This window comes from Candidatus Thorarchaeota archaeon (assembly GCA_013388835.1).
GTDB lineage: Archaea > Asgardarchaeota > Thorarchaeia > Thorarchaeales > Thorarchaeaceae > JACAEL01.
This window is the reverse complement of record JACAEL010000054.1, coordinates 17589-38426: the sequence shown is the minus strand read 5'-3', so window position 1 is coordinate 38426 and position 20838 is coordinate 17589. Positions and strand designations below refer to the sequence as shown.

Annotated in this window: 23 protein-coding genes; 17 read left to right on the top strand and 6 right to left on the bottom strand. The window is 54.4% G+C overall.

Features of this window, described 5'->3' with window-relative positions; all coding sequences use genetic code 11:
• Nucleotides 1-605 (top strand): hypothetical protein (locus HXY34_09375; GenBank protein NWF96342.1); only part of this gene is annotated, 605 nt, incomplete at its 5' end.
• A gap of 60 nt (nt 606-665) precedes the next feature.
• Nucleotides 666-1973 carry a 4Fe-4S dicluster domain-containing protein gene (locus tag HXY34_09370; GenBank protein NWF96341.1) on the top strand — a complete coding sequence of 436 codons (1308 nt, stop codon included), beginning with the start codon at nt 666-668 and terminating at the stop codon, nt 1971-1973.
• Between the two features lie 295 nt (nt 1974-2268).
• Here the strand turns inward: HXY34_09370 and HXY34_09365 are convergent, their stop codons facing one another.
• Together HXY34_09365 and HXY34_09360 are read right to left on the bottom strand one after the other, a co-directional pair.
• Complete coding sequence (locus tag HXY34_09365) at nt 2269-2670, bottom strand: hypothetical protein (protein ID NWF96340.1); 402 nt, start codon at nt 2668-2670, stop codon at nt 2269-2271.
• 152 nt (nt 2671-2822) lie between these two features.
• Nucleotides 2823-3428 (bottom strand): DUF998 domain-containing protein, encoded by a 606-nt coding sequence (locus tag HXY34_09360; protein ID NWF96339.1) that lies wholly within the window; start codon nt 3426-3428, stop codon nt 2823-2825.
• A 150-nt stretch (nt 3429-3578) separates the two neighbouring features.
• Between HXY34_09360 and HXY34_09355 the strand changes: the two genes are divergently transcribed.
• The 12 genes from HXY34_09355 to HXY34_09300 all read left to right on the top strand — a co-directional run bounded on the left by HXY34_09355 (nt 3579) and on the right by HXY34_09300 (nt 13540).
• Complete coding sequence (locus HXY34_09355) at nt 3579-3899, top strand: hypothetical protein (protein NWF96338.1); 321 nt, start codon at nt 3579-3581, stop codon at nt 3897-3899.
• 154 nt (nt 3900-4053) lie between these two features.
• A complete protein-coding gene (locus HXY34_09350) occupies nt 4054-4962 on the top strand; it encodes a CoA transferase subunit A (GenBank protein ID NWF96337.1) in 909 nt (302 codons plus the stop codon).
• Between the two features lie 11 nt (nt 4963-4973).
• A complete protein-coding gene (locus HXY34_09345) occupies nt 4974-5744 on the top strand; it encodes a hypothetical protein (protein NWF96336.1) in 771 nt (256 codons plus the stop codon).
• Nucleotides 5745-5764: 20 nt separating this feature from the next.
• On the top strand, nt 5765-6505 hold the full coding sequence (locus tag HXY34_09340) for an HAD family hydrolase (GenBank protein ID NWF96335.1): 741 nt from the start codon (nt 5765-5767) through the stop codon (nt 6503-6505).
• 86 nt (nt 6506-6591) lie between these two features.
• Nucleotides 6592-7041, top strand: a complete 450-nt coding sequence (locus HXY34_09335; GenBank protein ID NWF96334.1) for a hypothetical protein — start codon at nt 6592-6594, stop codon at nt 7039-7041.
• A gap of 140 nt (nt 7042-7181) precedes the next feature.
• On the top strand, nt 7182-8357 hold the full coding sequence (locus tag HXY34_09330) for a hypothetical protein (protein ID NWF96333.1): 1176 nt from the start codon (nt 7182-7184) through the stop codon (nt 8355-8357).
• Nucleotides 8358-8466: 109 nt separating this feature from the next.
• A complete protein-coding gene (locus HXY34_09325) occupies nt 8467-9465 on the top strand; it encodes a MarR family transcriptional regulator (GenBank protein NWF96332.1) in 999 nt (332 codons plus the stop codon).
• Nucleotides 9466-9665: 200 nt separating this feature from the next.
• Complete coding sequence (locus tag HXY34_09320) at nt 9666-10067, top strand: cobalamin B12-binding domain-containing protein (protein NWF96331.1); 402 nt, start codon at nt 9666-9668, stop codon at nt 10065-10067.
• Nucleotides 10068-10075: 8 nt separating this feature from the next.
• Nucleotides 10076-11053 carry a methylmalonyl Co-A mutase-associated GTPase MeaB gene (gene meaB / locus HXY34_09315; protein NWF96330.1) on the top strand — a complete coding sequence of 326 codons (978 nt, stop codon included), beginning with the start codon at nt 10076-10078 and terminating at the stop codon, nt 11051-11053.
• 10 nt (nt 11054-11063) lie between these two features.
• Nucleotides 11064-12731 (top strand): methylmalonyl-CoA mutase family protein, encoded by a 1668-nt coding sequence (locus HXY34_09310; protein ID NWF96329.1) that lies wholly within the window; start codon nt 11064-11066, stop codon nt 12729-12731.
• A 9-nt stretch (nt 12732-12740) separates the two neighbouring features.
• Nucleotides 12741-13145, top strand: a complete 405-nt coding sequence (gene mce / locus HXY34_09305) for a methylmalonyl-CoA epimerase (GenBank protein NWF96328.1) — start codon at nt 12741-12743, stop codon at nt 13143-13145.
• 113 nt (nt 13146-13258) lie between these two features.
• A complete protein-coding gene (locus HXY34_09300) occupies nt 13259-13540 on the top strand; it encodes a tetratricopeptide repeat protein (protein NWF96327.1) in 282 nt (93 codons plus the stop codon).
• A gap of 46 nt (nt 13541-13586) precedes the next feature.
• Here the strand turns inward: HXY34_09300 and HXY34_09295 are convergent, their stop codons facing one another.
• Nucleotides 13587-14633, bottom strand: a complete 1047-nt coding sequence (locus HXY34_09295; GenBank protein ID NWF96326.1) for an aminotransferase class I/II-fold pyridoxal phosphate-dependent enzyme — start codon at nt 14631-14633, stop codon at nt 13587-13589.
• A gap of 121 nt (nt 14634-14754) precedes the next feature.
• On the opposite strand from HXY34_09295, the gene HXY34_09290 reads away from it, so the two are divergent.
• Nucleotides 14755-16056, top strand: coding sequence for an MFS transporter (locus HXY34_09290; protein NWF96325.1), 1302 nt, complete (start codon nt 14755-14757; stop codon nt 16054-16056).
• A gap of 5 nt (nt 16057-16061) precedes the next feature.
• On the opposite strand, the gene HXY34_09285 is transcribed toward HXY34_09290, so the two are convergent.
• Entirely contained in the window at nt 16062-16901 is an 840-nt protein-coding gene (locus HXY34_09285; GenBank protein ID NWF96324.1) for a hypothetical protein, read from the bottom strand.
• Between the two features lie 70 nt (nt 16902-16971).
• On the opposite strand from HXY34_09285, the gene HXY34_09280 reads away from it, so the two are divergent.
• Entirely contained in the window at nt 16972-17769 is a 798-nt protein-coding gene (locus HXY34_09280) for a biotin--[acetyl-CoA-carboxylase] ligase (protein ID NWF96323.1), read from the top strand.
• Between the two features lie 49 nt (nt 17770-17818).
• Here HXY34_09280 and HXY34_09275 read toward each other — a convergent pair whose 3' ends face one another.
• Both HXY34_09275 and HXY34_09270 read right to left on the bottom strand, forming a co-directional pair.
• The gene (locus tag HXY34_09275) at nt 17819-18079 is read right to left on the bottom strand and encodes a hypothetical protein (GenBank protein ID NWF96322.1); all 261 of its coding nucleotides are present in this window, start codon (nt 18077-18079) and stop codon (nt 17819-17821) included.
• A gap of 302 nt (nt 18080-18381) precedes the next feature.
• On the bottom strand, nt 18382-19086 hold the full coding sequence (locus tag HXY34_09270; GenBank protein NWF96321.1) for a hypothetical protein: 705 nt from the start codon (nt 19084-19086) through the stop codon (nt 18382-18384).
• A gap of 115 nt (nt 19087-19201) precedes the next feature.
• On the opposite strand from HXY34_09270, the gene HXY34_09265 reads away from it, so the two are divergent.
• Nucleotides 19202-20749, top strand: coding sequence for a methylmalonyl-CoA carboxyltransferase (locus HXY34_09265; GenBank protein NWF96320.1), 1548 nt, complete (start codon nt 19202-19204; stop codon nt 20747-20749).
• Nucleotides 20750-20838 lie beyond the last annotated feature (89 nt).

Sequence of the window (20838 nt, the reverse complement as noted above, 5' to 3'; positions counted from 1 at the left end):
GGTCTAAGGAGGAGCTGGACTTCACCCTCAGGGAGATAGATAGGATCTACAAGGAGTATGAGGTCAAGGCCAAGACAAAGACACCCCAGTGGCAGTTGCATCCCAAGCAGGTCGCTTCCCGCCTGAAGAAACCCAACAAGATTGCAATCCCCTACTCTCTCTGGCAGGCCGGATTCCTGTTCATCACCTGGTATGTTCCATGGCTTGAGTCTGCAGCGTGCATGGAGGAGTACTGTTCAGCGATGGAGAACTATGGCTTCCCACCCACCATGTGGGTTGCGTCAATCGACCATGGTCGCCAGGCCATTGTGATGCCAATCGTCTGCTTTGACAGCACCAAGCCCGGGATATATGAGAAGATTCGCGAGTTCAACCTTGAGACCACCCGGAGCTTCCTCAAGAAGGGCTGGTTGAACTACAGGCCTGACCCATTCGTGCATGCACCCGAGAGCTTCAGCAGAGCGAAGGAGTACTACAACATGCTAGTGAAGTTCAGGAAGGTCCTGGACCCGAACCTGATTCTGCACCCAGGTCGACTAGCAATCCCGTGGGAGTCTGTAACCGACCTGCCCAATCCGTGCAAGAGTATTGCACAGGTGAGGTAGGGTTGGTTACAATCAGTAACCCTTATTATGATACGAGTTAGCGGAGGATGAGATTGAAAGATGACAAGTCTTGAGAGCCTTCGGAGTATCAACGCCCGCTGCATTCACTGCAGGGCATGCCAATACGCCTACTCGGGAGAGCCCGACAAGGAGGGAGAGACTGAGGAGTACACTGGTATGCTCCAGGGCTGTCCAGCTGGGATATACTACGGATGGGAAGGATACTTCAACTCAGGCAAGCAATGGATAGCGAGGGCGTTCCTCAATGGAGAGATAAAGCCCACTAAGGAGATGCTTGAGGTTGTCGAGGCCTGCACGACCTGCGGCATGTGCGAGACCCAGTGTCCCAACTACATCGACACAGTTCATGTGACTGAAGAACTGAGAGCAGCACTCATCGATGCCGGAGTAGAGCCGCTCGACAAGCATGCAAAGTTCAGAGACGCTGTGCTGAACAAAGACATGCGGAACCCATACAAGGAGCCACGTGACAAGCGTACGGCATGGTTTGAGGGTCCTGTGGACAACTTTGATGCGAAGGTCGCTTACTTTGTCGGTTGCACAGCGGCATATCGTCAGCAGCCTATCGCGGACCACACCACACGCATCCTCAAGAAGCTCGGCATGGACTTCACAGTCCTCACCGGTGAAGTCTGCTGTGGTTCGCCCATGCTGAGGACCGGACAGAAGAAGGTCTTCGAAGAGGTCATGCGCGAGAACCTTGAGCTGTTCAAGGACTTTGACCTAGTGGTGTTCTCCTGTGCCGGTTGCTACAAGACCTTCAGAAACGACTATCCACGAATCAGTGGTAAGCCCTTGCCCTTCAAGGTGCGGCACACACTGGAGCTCGTGTACGATCTCCTGAAGGCTGGAAAGCTGAAGATTGAGAAGCCGTACCCGAAGAAGGTCACTTGGCACGACCCATGTCACAGCATAAGACACGTTGGCATAGCCATTGAGAAGGAGATACTCAGTAGGTCCAACAACTGGATGATGGACAGTCGTGCTGCGGAGAAGGCCAAAGAGGAACACTATGAAGTCCCCCGTGTCGTGCTCAAGTCGATACCCGGAATCGACTTCCGTGAGATGTACCGAATCAAGGGTGACTCATTCTGTTGTGGCGCGGGCGGTGGCGTCAAGGCTCAGTTCCCTGACATGGCGCTCTCGACAGCCAAGGAGCGACTCAAGGAGGCGGCCTCGACTGGTGCTGAGATTCTCATGACGTCCTGTCCGTTCTGTGTCACCAACTTCTCGGATGCTGTGAAGTCACTTCAGACCGAAGAGAAGGAGACCGGAAAAGACCTCAGTAGTGTAGGCTCGAAACTGCAAGTCGTAGAGCTGCTCCATCTGCTCGATGAACTAATCTAAACAAGCGCTGATGGGGAACACGACTTCCCCATCCGCCATTCTTTCTCTTTCCAAGAGCCATTCTCGTGGTGCTTGGCATCATTCGTCTGAACTTTGCGTATTCCTAGTTCTTCTCAGGCCTTGATCTATGTCAGCCGCAGCTGTGGGACGGCAGAATCCGGTGCCCGAGTCATCTGCCTGAGGTCATGGCGTGCAGGCACGGAAGGGCACCGTCATGAGCCGTGACAGGTAACCTCCTCCGTTGGCTCATCGTGTGAGGCCGCATAAGGACCTCTCAGCTGCGCGTCAGCAAGCCCTATGGCATGTACATCAACATAGATATCGCCATCATGAATAGAGCGAACATGCCAAGGCAGCAGAGTCCGCATATCAGAACGCACCCCTTCGCGCACTCGGACCCTGCGTCGTACTCTTTTGCAGACGGCCCTTTCCGTCGGGTCTCACCCATGATGTCAGGAGGCCCCATGGTGGACCCTTCAAATGTTCCCGACCACTGTCTTGAAGTTGGGGGCGGCACAGGCGTCCTCCCCTCTGGCGGCGCTGTGCCCGATGCTGGTCTGTAGGCACCGAAACCCGGGATATGCTGGAATGTGCCACCACAGTTTGGACACTTCATGGTCCGTGCAACATCATAGTTGTCTGAAGAGTAGACCTCAACCGAGCTGTCACAATAAGGGCACTTCACAACATCTGGCATTGTTCACACCTCTATGCCAGTACTTCCTGAGCTCGAAGCCATATCTGTGATTTGGTCATCTGTTCCGCCAAGACATCTCGTGCCCGGTCGCTGGATTCTCCTGTGTGCAGTCCTCACATTTGCCGACTCCAGTCTCATCGCGTGTCTCAGTGTCAGTTGAATGCTTCAGCAAGCTCTCCCTTGCTTCGCAAGAACCAGATTGACCATGTCCATCCAATTGCTGATAGTGCTGTGGTTATCTCGGGGATGGCGTTTCCAGTAAGCGTTGGAAAGAGCCCGCCGTACCATCCGCCCCACATATACACTGACAGGAAGGGAAGAATCAGCGACACCACCGCGAAGAGATCACGAACTCTGTGTAAGAGGACCCTGACAAATCCAGTCATCCACATTGACCATGGGAAGCTGGCGAAGAAGCCGACAGACACGTAGAAGTGTATCACACCAAAGTCCTCTGAGAAGACGCCAATGAGGGCCAAGAAGACCAGCGCCACCACAAGAGGCACAAATCCAAGCTTCGTCCACTTGTCTTTGCCATCCAAGATGAGAAAATACACATACACCAGCATCAGCAGGGCGGTGGTCACCAGTCCAGCGTTGAAGACGACTGCAGCGGGCAGGCCGTTGCCATATCGTCCCAGGTCGCTCAGTGCGTTTCCTGTCCATGTGAACCACGGCGACAACAGGATGGCGATGCCTATGCATGTCAGTGCTACAAGAGGTCCGATGATTCCCAGATAGTTGACTTCCTTTCTCATCCCAGTCACACTCTGTTCTTCGTGGGACCGTGCTTTTGAAGCTGTGGTGTGTCGAGTCTCCCCGGATGACTCATGCCCAGCTATGTTTATCACTCTTGCCGACCATGTGGTCGAAGACCTCTTGTTGTCAAGGGGCTGGAGGCTCGTCCTATGTCTGAACCGAATGCTTGTCCTTACTGCGGCAACCTGATTACGGATCCCAGAATACTCCAGAGCGAGGTGACAATTAGGAGCAGATGCACAAAGTGCGGCGGAGTCTTTGAGTACATTCCCGGCTTCGGCTTGTTCTCCACGGGGGATTCTGCGGGCGTTAGTGCGTCAGATGGTCTACAGGCGGTCCAAGACATGGGCGGTGCGAGCTCTACTCCTGCTGGCAATTGTACTAACGGTTGCATTGCGCTGTGTTGTGCCTGTAGTATTGGCGTGTTCTTCATATGGATGATGTGGGCCCTGGTTGTCATCCTGTCATGATGCGTTCTTGCACTGACTCCTGAGCACGTACTACCAAGCAGTGATGCGAATAGCCCAGTCTGGACTGCGATTGACCCAGTAATTAGTCAAAGATAAAAGGTGCTCCATGGTCGATAGCAGGAACGCCGCTGAGCGGTTGAGAGGTCTGTTTCCCTTGCCAGAAGTTGACGACAAGATCATAACTCTAGAAGAAGCCGCGAAGATGGTCCCAGACGGAGCGCATCTCTTTTGGGGTGGGTTTGGATATCAGCGACCTCCCATTGCTTTCGCGTCTGAGCTTGTCCGACAGAAAAAGCGCGATCTGACAATCTACACCTGTGGGTCTGAAGTCGACCTTGAGATAATGGTCGGCGCGGGGACCGCCACCCGTTTTGAGATTGCCTTCGTCGCTATAGAAGCACTCGGTCTTGCCAACAACATGCGTCGTCGTGTTGCTGAGGGAAAGGCACAGGTCGAGGACTACAGCAACCTAGCGATGGCGATGCGCTTTCTTGGTGGCGCTCTCAATGTGCCATTCATGCCCATTCGCAGCCTGATGGGCACTGACTTGGTCAACAGGTCTCGGTACCGCGGCGACAAGAAGCTTGAGGTCATAGACTGCCCGTTCACCGGTGAGAAGATCTGTCTTGTGCCATCAGTCCAGCCCGACTTCAGCATAGTCCTTGCTCAGCGAGTGGACAAGATGGGAAATGCGCAGATAGACGGGATAGTGGGCGAGGACTTGGAGGGTTCCCGTTGTGGCAAGAGACTAATAGTGCTTGCTGAGGAACTGGTCAGCGAGGAGGAGATTCGCTCTCACCCGGACCAGACAAAGATACCCGCGATGTATGTCACGAATGTTGTTCTCCTACCCTTCGGTGCACATCCAATGCAGTGTCACGGATACTACGACTATGACTTGGAACACCTGATGATGTTTCACAAGATGACCCGAGAAGAGAGCGGCTGGGAGGAGTACCTCAACCACTATGTGCTGGGCGTGGAGAACCACCATGAGTACCTCAACCTGATAGGCTGGGACCGGTTGCACCGCCTCAAGGCGAAACGTCCGTGGGGTTACTAGGAGGAATCGAGATGGTAGAGTATACTAAGACCGAGTTTCTGATAGCCTGTGCTTCAAGACACGTCAGGGACGGGGAGAATGTGTTTGGCGGAACGGGCATGCCCCTTCTGGCCGCCCTGCTTGCCAAGGAGACGCACGCACCACATTCGAACCTGATTTCCGAGGCCGGATTCATAGATGCGCGGCCAAGGAACGTACCGCTGTCGGTGGCTGACTCTAGATACTACTATGGTTGTTCGGCCTCTATCGGTCTGATTGAGACTCTGGGTTTCATTCTCCAGGCCGGTCGTATTGATGTTGGCTTCCTGGGTGCGGCCCAGATTGATGAGTATGGAAACATCAATACCACCTACATCGGACCGTTCGATAAGCCGAAGGTCAAGTTGCCAGGAAGCGGTGGGGGAAACGACATTGCCTCCTCGGCGAAGAGACTGGTCCTCATGATGTCGCATGACAAACGCAAGTTCGTGAAGAAGCTCGACTACTTCACGAGTCCCGGTCACATGGAAGGCCCGGGGTCGAGGAAGAAGTGGTCTCTCGTGGGCGGTGGACCAAGCGTCGTGATAACTGACATGTGTCAGATGGACTTTGACCCCAAGACGCTCAAGATTCGCCTGATGTCTGTGCACCCCGGCTACACCAAGGAGGACGTGCTGAACAATGTCATGTTCGACCTGATAGTGCCCGAGCGTGTCCCCACGACCGCTGAACCGACAAGGGAACAGATAGAGATAATGCACAGGCTGGACCCACATGGTATCTACCTGTCGAAAGGCGAGTAGATGTTGATGGCGGATGTGACTTGGTAGGACATCTGAAGGACTACTCTGCCGTCCTGTTTGACTTGGACAGCACGCTCACCGAGACCAATCAGTATCCAGTCAATGCTAGCAAGTGGATGCTCAGCCAGCTGGGCCGTGACACCGAGGGAGACGTCTCTCGCTTCGTTGAGCACCTCGTATCTGCGTACTTCGCCCGGGTACAGCAGATAGTCGAAGGACTTGGTTACAAGGACCCCTGTACTATTGTCAGGGAATCAATGGAAGCTGCTTCGGTCGCTTGTGGCCTTGAGGCCGACAGTGTACTGCTCGACGAGGCCACTCGCCTGTTCAGGACTCTTCACGTGGAGTACTCACAGCTGCGTCCGGGCGCCCTTGAGATCCTGAAGAGACTCCGAGCGCGAGGAGTCCGTCTGGGAATCATAACCAACTCCTTCGAGGGGCATCTCCGAATCATATTGGCAAGACTGGGCGTGACTGATTACTTCAAGGTGCTTGTTGACCCCGGTGATGTGAAGGCCTACAAGCCAATGCCCAAGCCATTCGAGTACGCGCTCAGAGTCCTAGAAAGGGTGCCAAGCGAGACCCTCTACGTGGGCGATGAGTACTACGCTGATGTTGTGGGGGCCAACCGGGTGGGCATGGACACAGTGTGGATCAACTTACGTGGGCACACTCTTGATGAGTACATTTCGAGGTACGGAACAGCGACACGTCCTGTCATAGTCCTAAGAGACCTGCGCGAGTTACTGCACCATCTGTGATAGAGGTGTGCTTCAGACTAGACACATATATTAGCGTAATATGAAGTGCTATTGTAGAATCTCTAGTCCTTGGAGTGCCCCTCACGTTGACCAGATACCGAACACCAGATGGTCCATTGAAGGCAAGGGCCGACTTGGTAGGCCTTCTGAAATCCAGTGCCTCCAACACTGAGGCGATAGTCGCCATAATCGAACAGGAGCTGAGAGGAATCAAGGACGCGAAGGCATTGGCAACAGTATCCGATGCAATCGCAGGGATAGCCGGTAGCGCCAAGGTGGATGAGGCGACTCGGGACAGCCTGCTCTACTGGCTGACCGAGACAAGCCCTGATGCACGTCAGATGATAATTGTGCAGACACTCGAGGAGCTGCTCAGAGACGAGGACGCAAAGCAAGTGGCGCTTGACGTCTTGACTCGGTTGACCTCTGAAGTGAACGTGAAGATGGTGATGGAGTGGGTTCGCCGCGGAGTACTGACCTTGAATCAGGCTGTCTATGTACTACTCTATCCGGGCGCGACTAAGACCCTGAAATAGGCCTTCACACCTGTTTCTGACGATTAGAAGCATCCATAAAGTCTGTCTGGCAGATTGTGTCGCTGTGACACCTCTCTTATGCGTTTCAGCGGATGGTCCATCAACTTTCATTATATACTGATTCATCATGAGGTTTCTTGGTGACGAATACGAACCGAACTGCGACCATGTTCATTGGCGCCATGTTGCTTCTGGTCATGTTGGGCTCCATGGTGCCCGCCGTCAGTGCCCAAGGCAACAAGCCTACGACGACCATCCCGAGTCCAAGCGGTCCTCCGGACCACGAGAAACGGCAGGACGGTACGGTCATAATCACAACTGACGTTGTTTCCATAATGGCCAACCCGCAGCTGCCAATGTTCCACTTCTGGTTTACTGCGGACCCTAATGGCACTGTCACCAAGTTCTCACTCACCTACATCATGATAGTAGAGTTCGAAGACCTGAACGAGGATGACACGTTCCAGTCCAATGAAGTTGTACACTTTGCCTCCCTGGCGGCTTACGAATGGACCGTGCAGAGTGGAAGTGTTGTGAACAATGGTGTCACTACAGAGGTCTGGGTCAAGTATACGAAGGGTGGAGCTCGCACTGGTGGCATGGCGCCAGGGGCGCCTCCCGGTGCGAAACCCGGTTCCGGTTCGGTGAGTCTGTTTCAAGGTGTGACACTCCAGATATGGGCTCACATCTACTTGAACGACTATGTGGGCAATGTGACTGATGATGCAGGTATCAAGGCCCACTATGTTGTCGAAGGAGGTAGTGAGCTGAAGATGGACATCGAGATTGGCAACTTCCCATTTAGCTCGGAGCACTCGATGGTAGCGCTCCAGACTCTGCTGAGAGAGAATGAGGCAGAGGGGCCACAGGAACCGAATCGTCACCGCTACATGACTCGCGAGCGTACAAGGAACAACACTGGCCGGTCAGACGTGAACTGGAACAGCGAGAGTGGAAACGAGACACGGTTCGAAGGGATGTACGGGACCGATGTACAGCGGATTGACCTGGCTGACACCAGTACCGTCCTCGGATTCTTCAGCTGGTTGGATGTCGCCCTAGTCACTCTACCCGGGGGCTCCACCGAGGCTGTAAATGTGACTGCATCCTATGTGCCCACTGGGAACGGTCTAGCAGTGTATCTCTCATACCCCAACTTCGATGGCGGTGGTGTTCGGCATGATCCTTCCATCGGCCTGTACGAGAGCGCTGTGCCATCGACACCATTTCATTTCCAAGATGTACTGGTGATGGCTGCATTGGGCATCCTAGTGGTCTGCGTGGTTGTGGCCGCCGTGAGAGCAAGACGCCACTGAGGTCAATACTGCCGGTAGACGACTGCAGTATCTGGTCACTGACTGCCAGATACTGCACCACACCTAATGTGTTAATATCATCAGTGTACTCATGTGGTGCGAACGAACCGTGACAGTCCTTCGATCGAATCTTTGGAATGTGCTTGTCCTGTCATTTGTGCTTCTCGTGGCGCACTCCGCCCCAGCTCAGTTCGTTCCTAGCGACAACACAGATGTCGTGCTGGACCCGGTCGAATTGAAGGCACAGCTCTTCACGGACGGTTCGGCAGAGCTCGTGATGGATGCGGTGGCGACTAACACTGGGATCTCTGTGCTCGATAGCATTACTATCCGCGTAGACTCCCTTGAGGCGATTATGCTCTCCAGTACCATCGATGGTGTAACAGTCCCTGGCACAGTCGCGCGACTCGATCGATTCTCCCATGTTGTGCTACCTCTACCAGACGGACTGCACAGCAACGAGTCCGTATCTCTGCATCTTGTGCTGAGGGTGACTGACCTCCAGTCTTCGCCAGTACTGAGCTCTGATGGTCTCCATCAGCAGTCTGACTTCATACTCTACGTGAGACCGGTCTGTGTGATGCAGAACTTCACTTTCGTCGTCCACCTGCCGCCACACGCCTCACTGTCCCAAGAGTCCGTCGTTCCTCTCTTCCCGGACGCCTCTGGCAACCTGACGGACGGGCACTCGATGATCTTCTATTGGTGGACCACGCAGTTGCAGCCTGGACAGGAGAGGGTGTTCATAGTCAAGTACCAGATCCCTGCCGCGTCTGTTGCCGCTAACGGACCTAGTCTGTTTGAGCTGATACTGGCAGGACTGGTCGGGCTGGTGTTGGGTGCGCTCCTGTTCAAAGTGATGCCGCTCGTCATCTTGATGGTGCGGCGGCTCAGGTCCGTTAGGATAGTCGGTGTGACAGGTGAGGAGCAGAAGGTGCTGGATGCAATTCGCGACAAGGGTGGCTCTTGCCCACAGAAGGACCTCTATGTCGACCTGAACATGTCGCAGGCGAAGGTCAGTATCATACTAGGCAACCTGGAGGAACGCGGCCTTGTCCGTAGATTCAAAGATGGTAGAGAGAACATGGTGCATCTGATGGAGGAGTGACTCTCTCTGTGTTCGTCGGACAAGGCATAAACGCGCATTGACGCATATACTGATGACACTCGACCTAAGGGCGTAGAGTGTGCTGGAGTTCCACCTGAGTCTGTTTACACTGTGTCGCGGACCGACGGAGATAATCGAAAGGCTTTATATCGTGACGAGAACCGTGACGACCATCTCTCTGGCTTGAGGTGTGCCCGTCATTGAGTTCTTCAAGGAAGATACGCGTAATCGTCGCGAAACCCGGGCTTGACGGCCACGACAGAGGCGCAAAGGTTGTGGCCAGGGCTCTTCGTGATGCTGGAATGGAGGTCATCTATACTGGCCTTCGTCAGACCCCCGAGATGATTGTCCGAGCCGCCATTGACGAGTCGGCAGATGTCATCGGTCTGAGCATACTGAGTGGAGCACACATGGCACTCTTCCCTCGAATCATGGAGTTGCTGAAGAAGGAGGGTGCTGACGACATCCTCGTTGTTGCGGGTGGTATCATTCCAGAAGACGACGTGCCCGAGCTAAAGAGAGTGGGCATTGCTGAAGTCTTCGGGCCAGGTACTCCTCTCAGTGAGATTGTCGAATACATCAAGACCCATGTCAAGGTCTGACCACCTCGATGAGGAATCGACCATTGTCGACCGAGGAACTCGTGGAAGGGGTGCTGGCTGGGAAGAGGCGAGCCCTCGCCAGACTGATTACAATGATAGAGTCTGATGATCCAGCAGTCCCCGAGATACTCGGTGCTCTCTACAAGGCGACCGGTCGCGCTCACATCATTGGCATCACAGGTCCACCAGGGTCGGGAAAGAGCACGCTGGTCACACGCATAACGGGCGAGCTCAGGAAGCGAGGACGAACGGTCGGCATCATCTGTGTTGACCCATCTAGCCCATTCACAGGAGGGGCGCTCCTCGGTGACAGAATCCGAATGCAGGAACACAGTCTGGATGACGATGTCTACATGCGCAGCATGGGCACTCGTGGTCATCTCGGAGGTCTTTCCAGAAGTACCTCCGATGCTGTCCGCGTCATCGATGCCTCTGGCAAGGAATTCATCATAGTTGAGACCGTTGGTGCTGGGCAGTCCGAGGTGGAGGTCGTGGAGATTGCACACACAGTGATTGTGGTTGATGTGCCAGGCGCCGGTGACGACATTCAGGCAATCAAGGCTGGCATCATGGAGATTGCGGATATCTTCGTGGTCAATAAGCGTGACCTGCCGGGTGCCGAGAAGAAGGCCACTGAGATAGGTGCCATGTTAGACCTCGACCAGAAGATGGGCGACTGGCGGCCGCCAATCGTCATGACCGATGCGCGTCACGGCGAAGGCATTCCCGAACTGGTCGATCGAATTGAAGAGCACATGCGGTACCTGCGGGAGAGTGGCGTTCTGGAGCAGAGGAAGATAAAGCGAAGCAAGGACGAGCTTGAGGACATAATGAAGTTCAGGCTGACCCGGGAGCTGCTGGCAAAGCTGCAAGGCAGTCCCGAGTATGAGAGAGCTATCAGCCGTATCGCCCAACGTGACGAGGACCCATACACTGTGGCACAGCGACTCATTGCGGAGTTCCTGGCAAGCTATGACAAGAAGTAGGTGAAACACAATGAGGACTGACAATCTCAAGAGAGACCTCGAGGTCTGGGATAAAGGCCAAGTCTCAGAAACGCTCGCCAAGTTCCCGGAGCGGGAGAAGCAGTTCTCGACAATCTCAGGTATTCCTGTGAAACGACTGTACACCCCACTTGACTCGGAGGACCTTGACTACTCACATGCGCTGGGGTTCCCCGGAGTCTACCCGTTCACTCGGGGCGTTCAGCCCACCATGTACAGAGGCCGCCTGTGGACAATGCGCCAGTACAGTGGATTCGGAACCGCACAGGAAACCAATGAGCGCTTCAGATTCCTTTTGGAACAGGGACAGACCGGTCTCTCGGTGGCCTTCGACTTGCCCACGCAAATAGGCTATGACTCCGACTATCCGTTGGCCAGAGGTGAGGTGGGCAAGGTCGGCGTTGCTGTCAGTTCTCTGGCAGACATGGAGACGCTCTTCGACTCAATTCCTCTCGACAAGGTCAGCACATCAATGACCATCAACGCACCTGCTGCGGTGCTCCTGGCAATGTACATTGTCGTGGCTGAGAAGCAGAGTGTCCCGATGGCAAAGCTGCGTGGTACAATTCAGAACGACATCCTGAAGGAATACGTGGCCCGCGGCACATACATCTTTCCACCAGGTCCGTCCATGCGGCTCATAACCGACACCTTCAGATTCTGTTCGGAACACCTGCCACTATGGAACTCGATCTCCATCAGTGGTTACCATATTCGAGAGGCTGGGGCCACAGCAGTACAGGAGGTTGCCTTCACACTTGCCAACGGAATTGCATACGTGGAGGCTGCTCTGAAGGCCGGTCTGGACATAGACGACTTCGCGTCGCGTCTCTCGTTCTTCTTTGGCTCGCACAGCGACTTCTTCGAGGAGATAGCCAAGTTCCGGGCCGCACGACGACTGTGGGCGAGAATCATGCGGGAGCGGTTTGGAGCAAAGAGTGATGACTCATGCAAGATGCGCTTCCATACGCAGACGGCCGGATGCACACTGACAGCTCAGCAGCCTGACAACAATGTGGTCCGAGTCACTCTGCAGGCCCTTCAGGGAGTCCTTGGCGGGACTCAGTCTCTTCACACTAACTCCCGTGACGAGGCCCTATCGCTGCCCACTACTCAGTCAGTCCAGATAGCGCTCCGGACCCAGCAGATAATCGCGTATGAGACCGGCGTCGCTGACACCATTGACCCATTGGCAGGTTCGTTCTATGTCGAGTACCTCACTGATGAGATAGAGCGCCGAGCATCAGAGTACATCAGCAAGATTGATGACATTGGGGGTGCACCAGCGGCCATCGAGAAGGGCTACATCCAGCGAGAGATCAGTGAGAGCTCCTATGCCTACCAGAAACGGGTTGACTCTGGTGAGCGTGTCGTCGTCGGAGTCAACAAGTTCAAGACCGATGAGAAGCAGGCGCTCGAATACCTCCGAATCAATGCAGAGTCAGAGGCTGAGCAGGTGTCACGTCTGAGACAGCTGAGAGCATCACGTGATGATGCCGCTGTCAGCAGATGTCTCGCGACGCTACGACAGGCGGCGTCCAGTACTCAGAATCTCATGCCTCCCATCCTCGAGGCGGTGAGGTCATATGCTACGCTCGGCGAGATCTGCAGTGTCCTTCGGGATGTCTTTGGCGAGTACAAGTCACCAGATGTCTTGTGAGGTGATTCCATGACGGTTGAGAAGATTGACCATGTAGGCATTGCTGTGAAGAGCATTGAAGAGGCACTTCCATACTATCGCGACGTCCTCGGTCTGGAGTTCGACGGCGTAGAGGTCGTATCTGAACAAAAGGTCCGGGTTGCATTCCTTCGTGTTGGTGAGAGCAGGATAGAACTTCTGGAGCCCATGTCCCCGGACAGCCCCATCTCCGCCTTTCTTGACAAGCGCGGCCCTGGCATTCACCACATCTCGGTGAGAGTCGATGACATATGCAAAACGCTCTTGTCCCATCAGAATGCGGGCCGTCAGCTCATAGACTCATCACCCCGCACCGGCGCTCATAACACGAAGATTGCCTTTGTCCATCCCAAGGCCACATCTGGTGTTCTTCTCGAGCTGAGCGAGAAGTCATAGATCGGGTGGCAGACTCGAAGCGGCTCGTCGCTGCGTCGCTTTGACGAGCATACAATGGTCTTCAGCAGATTTATCTGGTATCAGAACCATTGTATCAACAGGAGGTATTCGCGTTGCCTCCCGACGAGAGAGTGACTCACTTCGATTACTATCGAGCGGCAAGAGCCCACGAGAAGAGTGGCCGCTACAGTGAGGCCCTTGAATCCTATGCAAGGGCTATAGCGCTCTCGGCAGACTACGCCCACGCTTGGTACTACAAGGCCCAGCTCCACCTGAGACTGGGTCAGTTCGATGAATGCATCAAATGCGCCGAGCGTGCTCTGGCCCTCCAGCCAAGCTGGAAAGAGCACATAACAAGACTGGTCGCCGACGCGAAGTCGAAGGCTGCCCAATAGACCCAGCAGACAGACCTCTTGGGCCCCATGCAGCAACTAGTGGAGACTAGGCATAGCGCGACAGGATTGTTTCGATGGTGTCCACCACATATAGTACGTCATCATGTGTCACCATCCTGCTGAGCACGAATCGCGCTCGGGTCCCATACTCGCCGTATATCAGAATACCTTTCTCTTTGAGTCTTGCCGCCAGTTGGGGCAGGTCGATACCGCACGCGCTTAGTTCAACGAATAGTATGTTTGTCTCCGGGGGTTCCATGACAAGTCCGGGAATCCTCTTCAAGCCCTCATACAGCAACTTGGTGTTCGCATGGTCCTCTTTCAGTCTTGCGACCATCTTCTCAAGTGCGACTATGCCCGGCGCAGCGATTATTCCCGCCTGTCTCATTCCTCCGCCCAGCTTCTTTCTCCATCTGTGAGCCTCACGAATGAACTCCTCCGTTCCTGCGACCAGCGAACCGACAGGTGCCGAGAGTCCCTTGCTCAGGCATATCTGCACCGAGTCCACAGACTCCACGAGTCTGCTGGCAGGTACTTCGAGCGCGACAGCGGCATTGAATAGCCGTGCTCCATCACAGTGAACGCGTAGTCCTCTCTCATGAGCAACATCGGCAAGTGCCTTCACCTGCTCGGGTCGGACAATCACACCGCCCGCGTAGTTGTGAGTGTTCTCAATCACAACCATCGAGGTCTTGGCATAGTGCGGATCATCTGGACTGATGGCTGAAACAAGTGTCTTGGGTTCTATGTAACCTCTCATGCCTCTGACGGGCTTTGGATATAGCCCTCCCAGAGACGCCATCGAACCGGCTTCGAAGACGTAGGTGTGTGACCTCTCCTCCACCACAATCTCATCGCCAGGTCTTGCCTGTGCCAGAAGCGATACGATGTTTCCCTGTGTGCCAGATGTGACGAGGAGTGCTGCCTCTTTCCCTAGAATCCGGGCGGCCTTCTCTTGGAGCTCGTTAACGACCTCGTCTTCTCCTGCCACATCGTCGCCAAGTCGACCTGACCTGTGAGCGTCTACGATGGCCTGAATCATCTCGTCGGTGGGAAGCGTGAAGGTGTCGCTTCTGAGGTCAATACTCTTCATCGACTGCTGAACGCAGCAAAGGATGCATTTAGTCTTGCGGTATTGTGTACGTTCAGGAAACCATAAAGGTGGAACCAATGCCCCACCATGCGCCAAGCCATTGGCAGGTGAGCATGACCTCATGAAATCGCAGTCGAAACTTGGTTACGCAGACAAGATTCGGCTGTTTCGCAGAGATGCGAGGCTCTACATCGCGTCTGGCGTGTTCTCTGCCTTCTCAGGCGGAATCAGTGGCGTGATCTTCAATCTGTATATGCTTGTCGCCCTGAGCGAGGGCGGAATCGAGAAGGAGTTTCTTGGGTTCTTTCTTTCCCTGTCCATGTTTGCCACCGCTCTGGTCGCCGTTCCTGCTGGTCTACTGACGGACCGGACGAGCAGAAAGCGGGTCATCTTGGCGTTCAATGCACTCTCTCTGATTGCGGTATCAATACAGTACACAACACTTGACAGAGTCATGTTGATGCTATCGCAGCTCGCATTGGGGTTGTCAGGAGCTTTCGTACAGGTGGCATGGACACCCTACATCACTGACCTCTCATCCGACGATGAACGAGCACACCTATTTGGGGTCAGTGGTGGTATGTCGCTTATCGGAGTCCTCGTTGGGAATCTCATTGGTGGGTTCCTGCCTGGCTTCATACGGAGCGTGCTCGCTCTTGACTGGCTTCTGGCATATCGTTATTCCCTATTGCTCGCCATCGTACCATTGGTCATTTCGTCAGCGATGATTATCTTCATGTCCAGCGACAGGCGGACCGACTTGACAGTCCTGCCAAGACGTCATATCGACCTGAAGAATGTCACCAGCTGGGGATTCATGGTCCGTTATGCGGCCACCGTGTCCACTGTAGGCCTAGGTGCCGGGATGATTGTCATCTACTTCAACATCTTCTTCTCGGAGTACTTCCATGTGAGCACAGAGATGATAGGCGTCATATTCGGCATAAACACAGTCGTCCTTGCCGCTGGCAACTTTGCCTCTCCTGCCCTGGCAGATCGTATTGGCAAAGTGAGGACGGTAGTACTGACAGAGGGGCTGTCTATTCCATTCTTGCTCATGCTCGGATTCGTCAATGAGCTCCCGGTGGCAGTGTTCGCCTATGTGTCAAGGAATGTACTCATGAACATGTCCGGACCAGTGTCCACTGCATTCTTCATGGAAGGGCTCACGAAGCGAGAGCGTGCCACTGCCCTAGGTCTGGTCCGGGCCGGAGACTCACTCGTCCGCGGTGTTGCCGCAATAATCGGAGGGCTGCTACTCGCTGCAGGTCTGTACACGCTGCCCTACCTTCTCGTGTCCGGTCTCTATGTCCTCGCCGTACTCATGTTCTACACCTTCTTCCGCAACAAGGAGAAGTCGCTCATGACCCTAAGGAGTGCTAAGACCGTTCTCGATGAGGACAAGACGATAGAGGCCACCTGAGCTGTCTAGCCCAGTGCACTCTGATACATGTCGGTGGCCTTCCTTATGATGTCCTCGTCTGCTGGAAAGATGAGTGGAATCGCTGAATAGCTGCTCCTGCATGGAGTGCCACGAGCCACATGGAAGAGCACCTTCGGCTTGGCTGTGTCCTGCTTGTGGTCCACCTCGATCACATAGCTCATGGCAGTCTGATACTGGTCGGGTGCCAGAGCATGCTTGCAGATGCTGGCCTGACCTGGGGACTCGCCGTGGTCTTTGAGCAACGAGAAGACGTCACCTGCATTGTTCACTGAACGCAGTAGCTCGTATCCACGTTCCACCCTCCTTGAGGAGTCCTCGAATGAGGTGGAACTACCCTGCGTATGATACTTGCGAAGCTCGTCCTCAGTGTCCAGCATGATGTGGTGGGAGGTCCTCAGAACCTTCCTCTCAGACCACTCGATAGAGTGCTGATCGCCAGCTATCTCTATCGCCAGAATGCTGTCATGGTCTGCGAGAATGAGATTCCCCCACTGATACTTGCGTCCCGCCTTGAGAATGTCCGCGGTCATGCTGAGTCCGTCTTCGGCGTCCTTGGCAAACATCAAGATTTGCTCAGTCAGGACGTGGTATGAGGGGTCATCGGTGCTCCGAACATGGGTGTTCGCGACAGCCAGCCCGTGTCGGTTGACACCAATAGCAAGTCCTGTTACTTCACCATTGACAGGGTTCCTCCCGCGGATGCCGAAGGCGTCCATGTCATAGAAGACCTCGTCTCTGTGATTGGTTCCTATCAAGTCCCTGTTCTTGAAGAGCAGGGTCTTCTGTTGTTCGGGGAGAATCACGGCACCAGAGAAACTTGTCATATGCTACACTATCGACTTCCCGTAATCACACTGGATATAAGTCCTATTGGGGTGGTCCCAAGCAACAGACATGCAGACCCTTGACGAGGAAGCCATTGCCGAGGCTATACACGCACAGACGCTAGTGCCCCGTGTCATTGTCCTAGAGTCCGTGAGTTCCACAAGCGACTACCTTAGGGACCTCGTATTGAGAGGGGCAGATGAAGGCACCTATGTTCTTGCTACTATGCAGACTGCCGGAAAGGGGCGTCGCAACCGTGTCTGGCATTCACCAGTCGGCGGGCTCTACGCTTCGGTGTCCATCAGACCGCGTGTGGCCCTTGAACAGAGTCCTCTCCTTGGATTCCTTGTCGCCTGCTCAACTGTTGCCGCGGTCAAGAGGGTGACCGGAGTCGAACTGCAAATCAAGTGGCCCAATGATCTCGTGATCGATGGGCTCAAGATCGGCGGGGTGCTATCGGAGCTTGTCACCCATAGAGAGTGTGTGATGGCAGTGATTGGAGTCGGTCTAAACGTCAACACGCCACTCGAGTCACTCCCGGCCCAGCAGGCTCCTGAGGCGACCTCTCTGTCCGTCTGGACTTCCGCTCAGACTCCACTTGCAGCTCTTGCCTCTGCTGTCTTCGAAGAGATCGACAAGCGTGTCTGTATGGTCGACAGGGCTCTGTCATTTGACCGTGTGATGGATGAGTGGGCCCACCACTGCACGACCCTCGGCCGCAGAGTTCGTATCGAGTACGGAGGGGACCAGATTGTCGGGACTGCTATTGGTTTTCGTGGCGACGGAGCGTTGAGAGTCAGTACTGACACAGGTGCTCTGGTCTCTATCGAGGTTGGTGATGTTGTCCATCTCAGGCCCGTGTCATGACAGCATGAGTCTTTCACTGACAGAGTGGCGAGAGTGGGAAGTGTTGTGTCTAACGGGGTCCGCCTATTCCCGAAGGCATCTCCCTCACTGCGGTGTCCAGACCATATCTCCTGAGAAGCTCAGCTGCCTGCGGATTGAGAGCATAGAGCGGCTGTCTCATGTCTGACAGGTTGGGCATCTTGCGGCAGAGCTTCCAGCGTAGCAGTCGTTGAAGCGCGTAAGTGACCGTCCTAGGGGCGAGGTCGAGTTCCTTGCTGAGGTCTCGTGGCGTCTTGGGACCCTTGGTGGCAAGGCCTTCCAGTACTTTCAAAGCGCTTCTGGAGAGATGCACCGACAGTTTGGTCACCGTCCTTCGTGGTTGTGGTACATAGGCACACTAAGTACAGTGATGATAGTTCTGTTGTGCTGGCTTTTATTCTTTGAGATGAGAGTAGAGCCGCACGTCTTGGAATGGAGTCTGAGAGAGCACATTCTCTCTATCATTCTTTCTTCTGCGGTCTGGCTGCATCTCGAGTCCTTGGAGCACCGCGCTGCCGCACCGACTTGCTTCTTCTACTCCATGGTTCAAGACTAGCCGACTCGGAAGCATATTGACTCAAGCGCACTCACTTACTAGTGCTGCCTTATGACCGAGTTTGGTTCCCGTATCAGTTTTGAGAACACTCGCTGGTCGTGAAATGGGGCCAGTCTGTTGAGACAGACAGTGGCACCGCACCTGGAACAGATTGTGCTCATAAGCTTCCATAGTGTTGGACTGTCACCAAGTAATGACTCGAACTCTTCGCACTTCATGGTGAAGAATAGCGAGTTCATGTTCGCCGAGTTGCAGACCAAGCGGTCGTAGAGTGCAGTGGCTGAGACATCTTTCCACTCTGTCCTACCGGCTGTCCTGACAGCAAGCACAAGTGTCTTCCAGAACTGGCAGGACGCCTCAAATCTGTTCGTCTCCCACTTCTTCTCCTTGCCCGCTTCTACTACACCGGTCTGCCACATTGGGAAGATGTCGATGCCCGAGGGCCTCTCATGTACAGGAATCTTCTCGACAATTGCCCCAGACGTCTTGTCTGCCCCCAGTCTCTTTGATACGCCCTGCGGCACATGAGCGATATGCTCGCAGAAGGGGAGCCAACCGCCTATAGGTTCCGACTTGAAGAGCAGACGTGCTGCGGCGGCAGTATCCATCTCTCTATCGAACTCACTGGCGGGTACCCAGATTGTATGGTCGCCGCACCTCTTCGCGCCACATAAGACACACGAGTATAGTGTTGTCTTAGTCTTGACACGAGCTTTCTTCAGGCACAGTTTGCATGTCTCCATGGAACCTCGTGTAGTGTGCGTTCACGGTGACGGTTATTCCTTTCTGCTGGGAATCCCAACATTCAAATCGAGATCTCTTCCTGCGGATGCCTCAACACCACGAGAGGTCTTCATAATGCCCAGTCAGAAGTTCGACGAATTGAAGAAGCGACGCGAGAAGTCCCTTGAGGCCGGAGGTCTCGATCGTATCAAGAAGCAGCACGAGGCTGGAAAGCTCACTGCTCGTGAGCGCATCGACCGCCTGCTTGACGCCGGTTCGTTCGTCGAGATTGATGAGTTTGTTGTCCATCGTGAGACGGCCTTTGGACTCGACAAGAAGGAGATACTCGGTGATGGCGTGATAACTGGTTATGGGACTATTGATGGCAGGAAGGTCTTCGTATTCAGTCAGGACTTCACTGTGTTCGGTGGCTCGCTGTCCGAGATGTATGGTAACAAGATTGTGAAGATAATGGAGATGGCCATGTCAGCTGGCTCACCGGTAATTGGTCTCAACGACAGCGGGGGTGCCAGAATCCAAGAGGGGATCAAGAGCCTAGTTTCCTATTGCAACATCTTTCGGCTCAATACGCATGCCAGTGGGGTCATACCCCAGATATCCGCAATCATCGGTCCGTGTGCTGGGGGTGCCGTCTACAGCCCTGCTGTCACAGACTTCATCCTCATGGTCAAGGGTACCGCGCACATGTTCATCACTGGACCGGAGGTCATCAAGACCGTCACTGGCGAGGAGGTCACGTTCGAGGAGCTTGGCGGTGCGATGACTCACAACTCGATCAGCGGTGTCGCGCATTTTGCAAGTGAGAACGAAGAGGAGTGCTTCCAGCAGATTCGCAGACTCCTGAGTTACATGCCCAGCAACAACATGGAGGATCCCCCCAGAGTTCAGACGGGTCATTCAGCTGAAGATGTCGACATGACAATCGATGAGGTAGTACCTGACAATCCAAATGTCCCGTATGACATGCGAGATGTCGTGTGCAAGATCGTCGACAATGGCGAGTTCTTTGAGGTGCAGGAACACTGGGCGAAGAACATGATAATTGGTTTCGCTCGTATGGATGGTCGATCTGTGGGCATCGTCGGGAATCAACCGGCACACCTTGCAGGTACGCTCGACATCAATGCGTCTGACAAGTGCGCCCGCTTTGTGAGATTCTGTGATGCATTCAACATCCCGGTCATAACTTTCATGGACGTGCCCGGCTATCTGCCCGGTACAACACAGGAATATGGCGGTATCATTCGACATGGTGCCAAGATACTGTATGCCTTTGCCGAGGCCACCGTCCCCAAGATCACCATAATCACACGAAAAGGGTATGGTGGCGCGTTCGATGTCATGTCGTCCAGACACATCGGAGCGGACCTGGTCTATGCATGGCCAACGGCTGAGATTGCCGTGATGGGGCCAGACGGGGCCATCAACATCATCTTCAGAAAGGAGATTGATGAGGCGAAGGACAAGGAGAAGAAACGGGCTGAACTCGTCGAGGAGTACCGTCGGAGGTTTGCCAACCCGTACGTTGCTGCAGGGCTGGGTTACATTGACAAAGTGATCTTCCCTCATGAGACGAGACCGCTCATATGCAAGGGTCTGGACATGTTGGCTGGCAAGCGACAGTATCGCCCCCCAAAGAAGCATGGTAACATCCCACTTTAGCCGCGGCGGGGTATCCATGGCACCTAGAGTGAAGGCCTCGCCACTGGCCACTTCGACTCACTCATATACTTGTGCTGCGGTCATCTGCA

Coding starts and splice junctions, on each gene's coding strand:
- HXY34_09365 (NWF96340.1), bottom strand. CDS start 2,670: ATGCCAGATGTTGTGAAGTGCCCTTATTGTGACAGCTCGGTTGAGGTC.
- HXY34_09355 (NWF96338.1), top strand. CDS start 3,579: ATGTCTGAACCGAATGCTTGTCCTTACTGCGGCAACCTGATTACGGAT.
- mce (NWF96328.1), top strand. CDS start 12,741: ATGACGGTTGAGAAGATTGACCATGTAGGCATTGCTGTGAAGAGCATT.
- meaB (NWF96330.1), top strand. CDS start 10,076: ATGAGGAATCGACCATTGTCGACCGAGGAACTCGTGGAAGGGGTGCTG.
- HXY34_09310 (NWF96329.1), top strand. CDS start 11,064: ATGAGGACTGACAATCTCAAGAGAGACCTCGAGGTCTGGGATAAAGGC.
- HXY34_09280 (NWF96323.1), top strand. CDS start 16,972: ATGCAGACCCTTGACGAGGAAGCCATTGCCGAGGCTATACACGCACAG.
- HXY34_09270 (NWF96321.1), bottom strand. CDS start 19,086: ATGGAGACATGCAAACTGTGCCTGAAGAAAGCTCGTGTCAAGACTAAG.
- HXY34_09345 (NWF96336.1), top strand. CDS start 4,974: ATGGTAGAGTATACTAAGACCGAGTTTCTGATAGCCTGTGCTTCAAGA.
- HXY34_09360 (NWF96339.1), bottom strand. CDS start 3,428: ATGAGAAAGGAAGTCAACTATCTGGGAATCATCGGACCTCTTGTAGCA.
- HXY34_09290 (NWF96325.1), top strand. CDS start 14,755: ATGAAATCGCAGTCGAAACTTGGTTACGCAGACAAGATTCGGCTGTTT.
- HXY34_09285 (NWF96324.1), bottom strand. CDS start 16,901: ATGACAAGTTTCTCTGGTGCCGTGATTCTCCCCGAACAACAGAAGACC.
- HXY34_09265 (NWF96320.1), top strand. CDS start 19,202: ATGCCCAGTCAGAAGTTCGACGAATTGAAGAAGCGACGCGAGAAGTCC.
- HXY34_09295 (NWF96326.1), bottom strand. CDS start 14,633: ATGAAGAGTATTGACCTCAGAAGCGACACCTTCACGCTTCCCACCGAC.
- HXY34_09370 (NWF96341.1), top strand. CDS start 666: ATGACAAGTCTTGAGAGCCTTCGGAGTATCAACGCCCGCTGCATTCAC.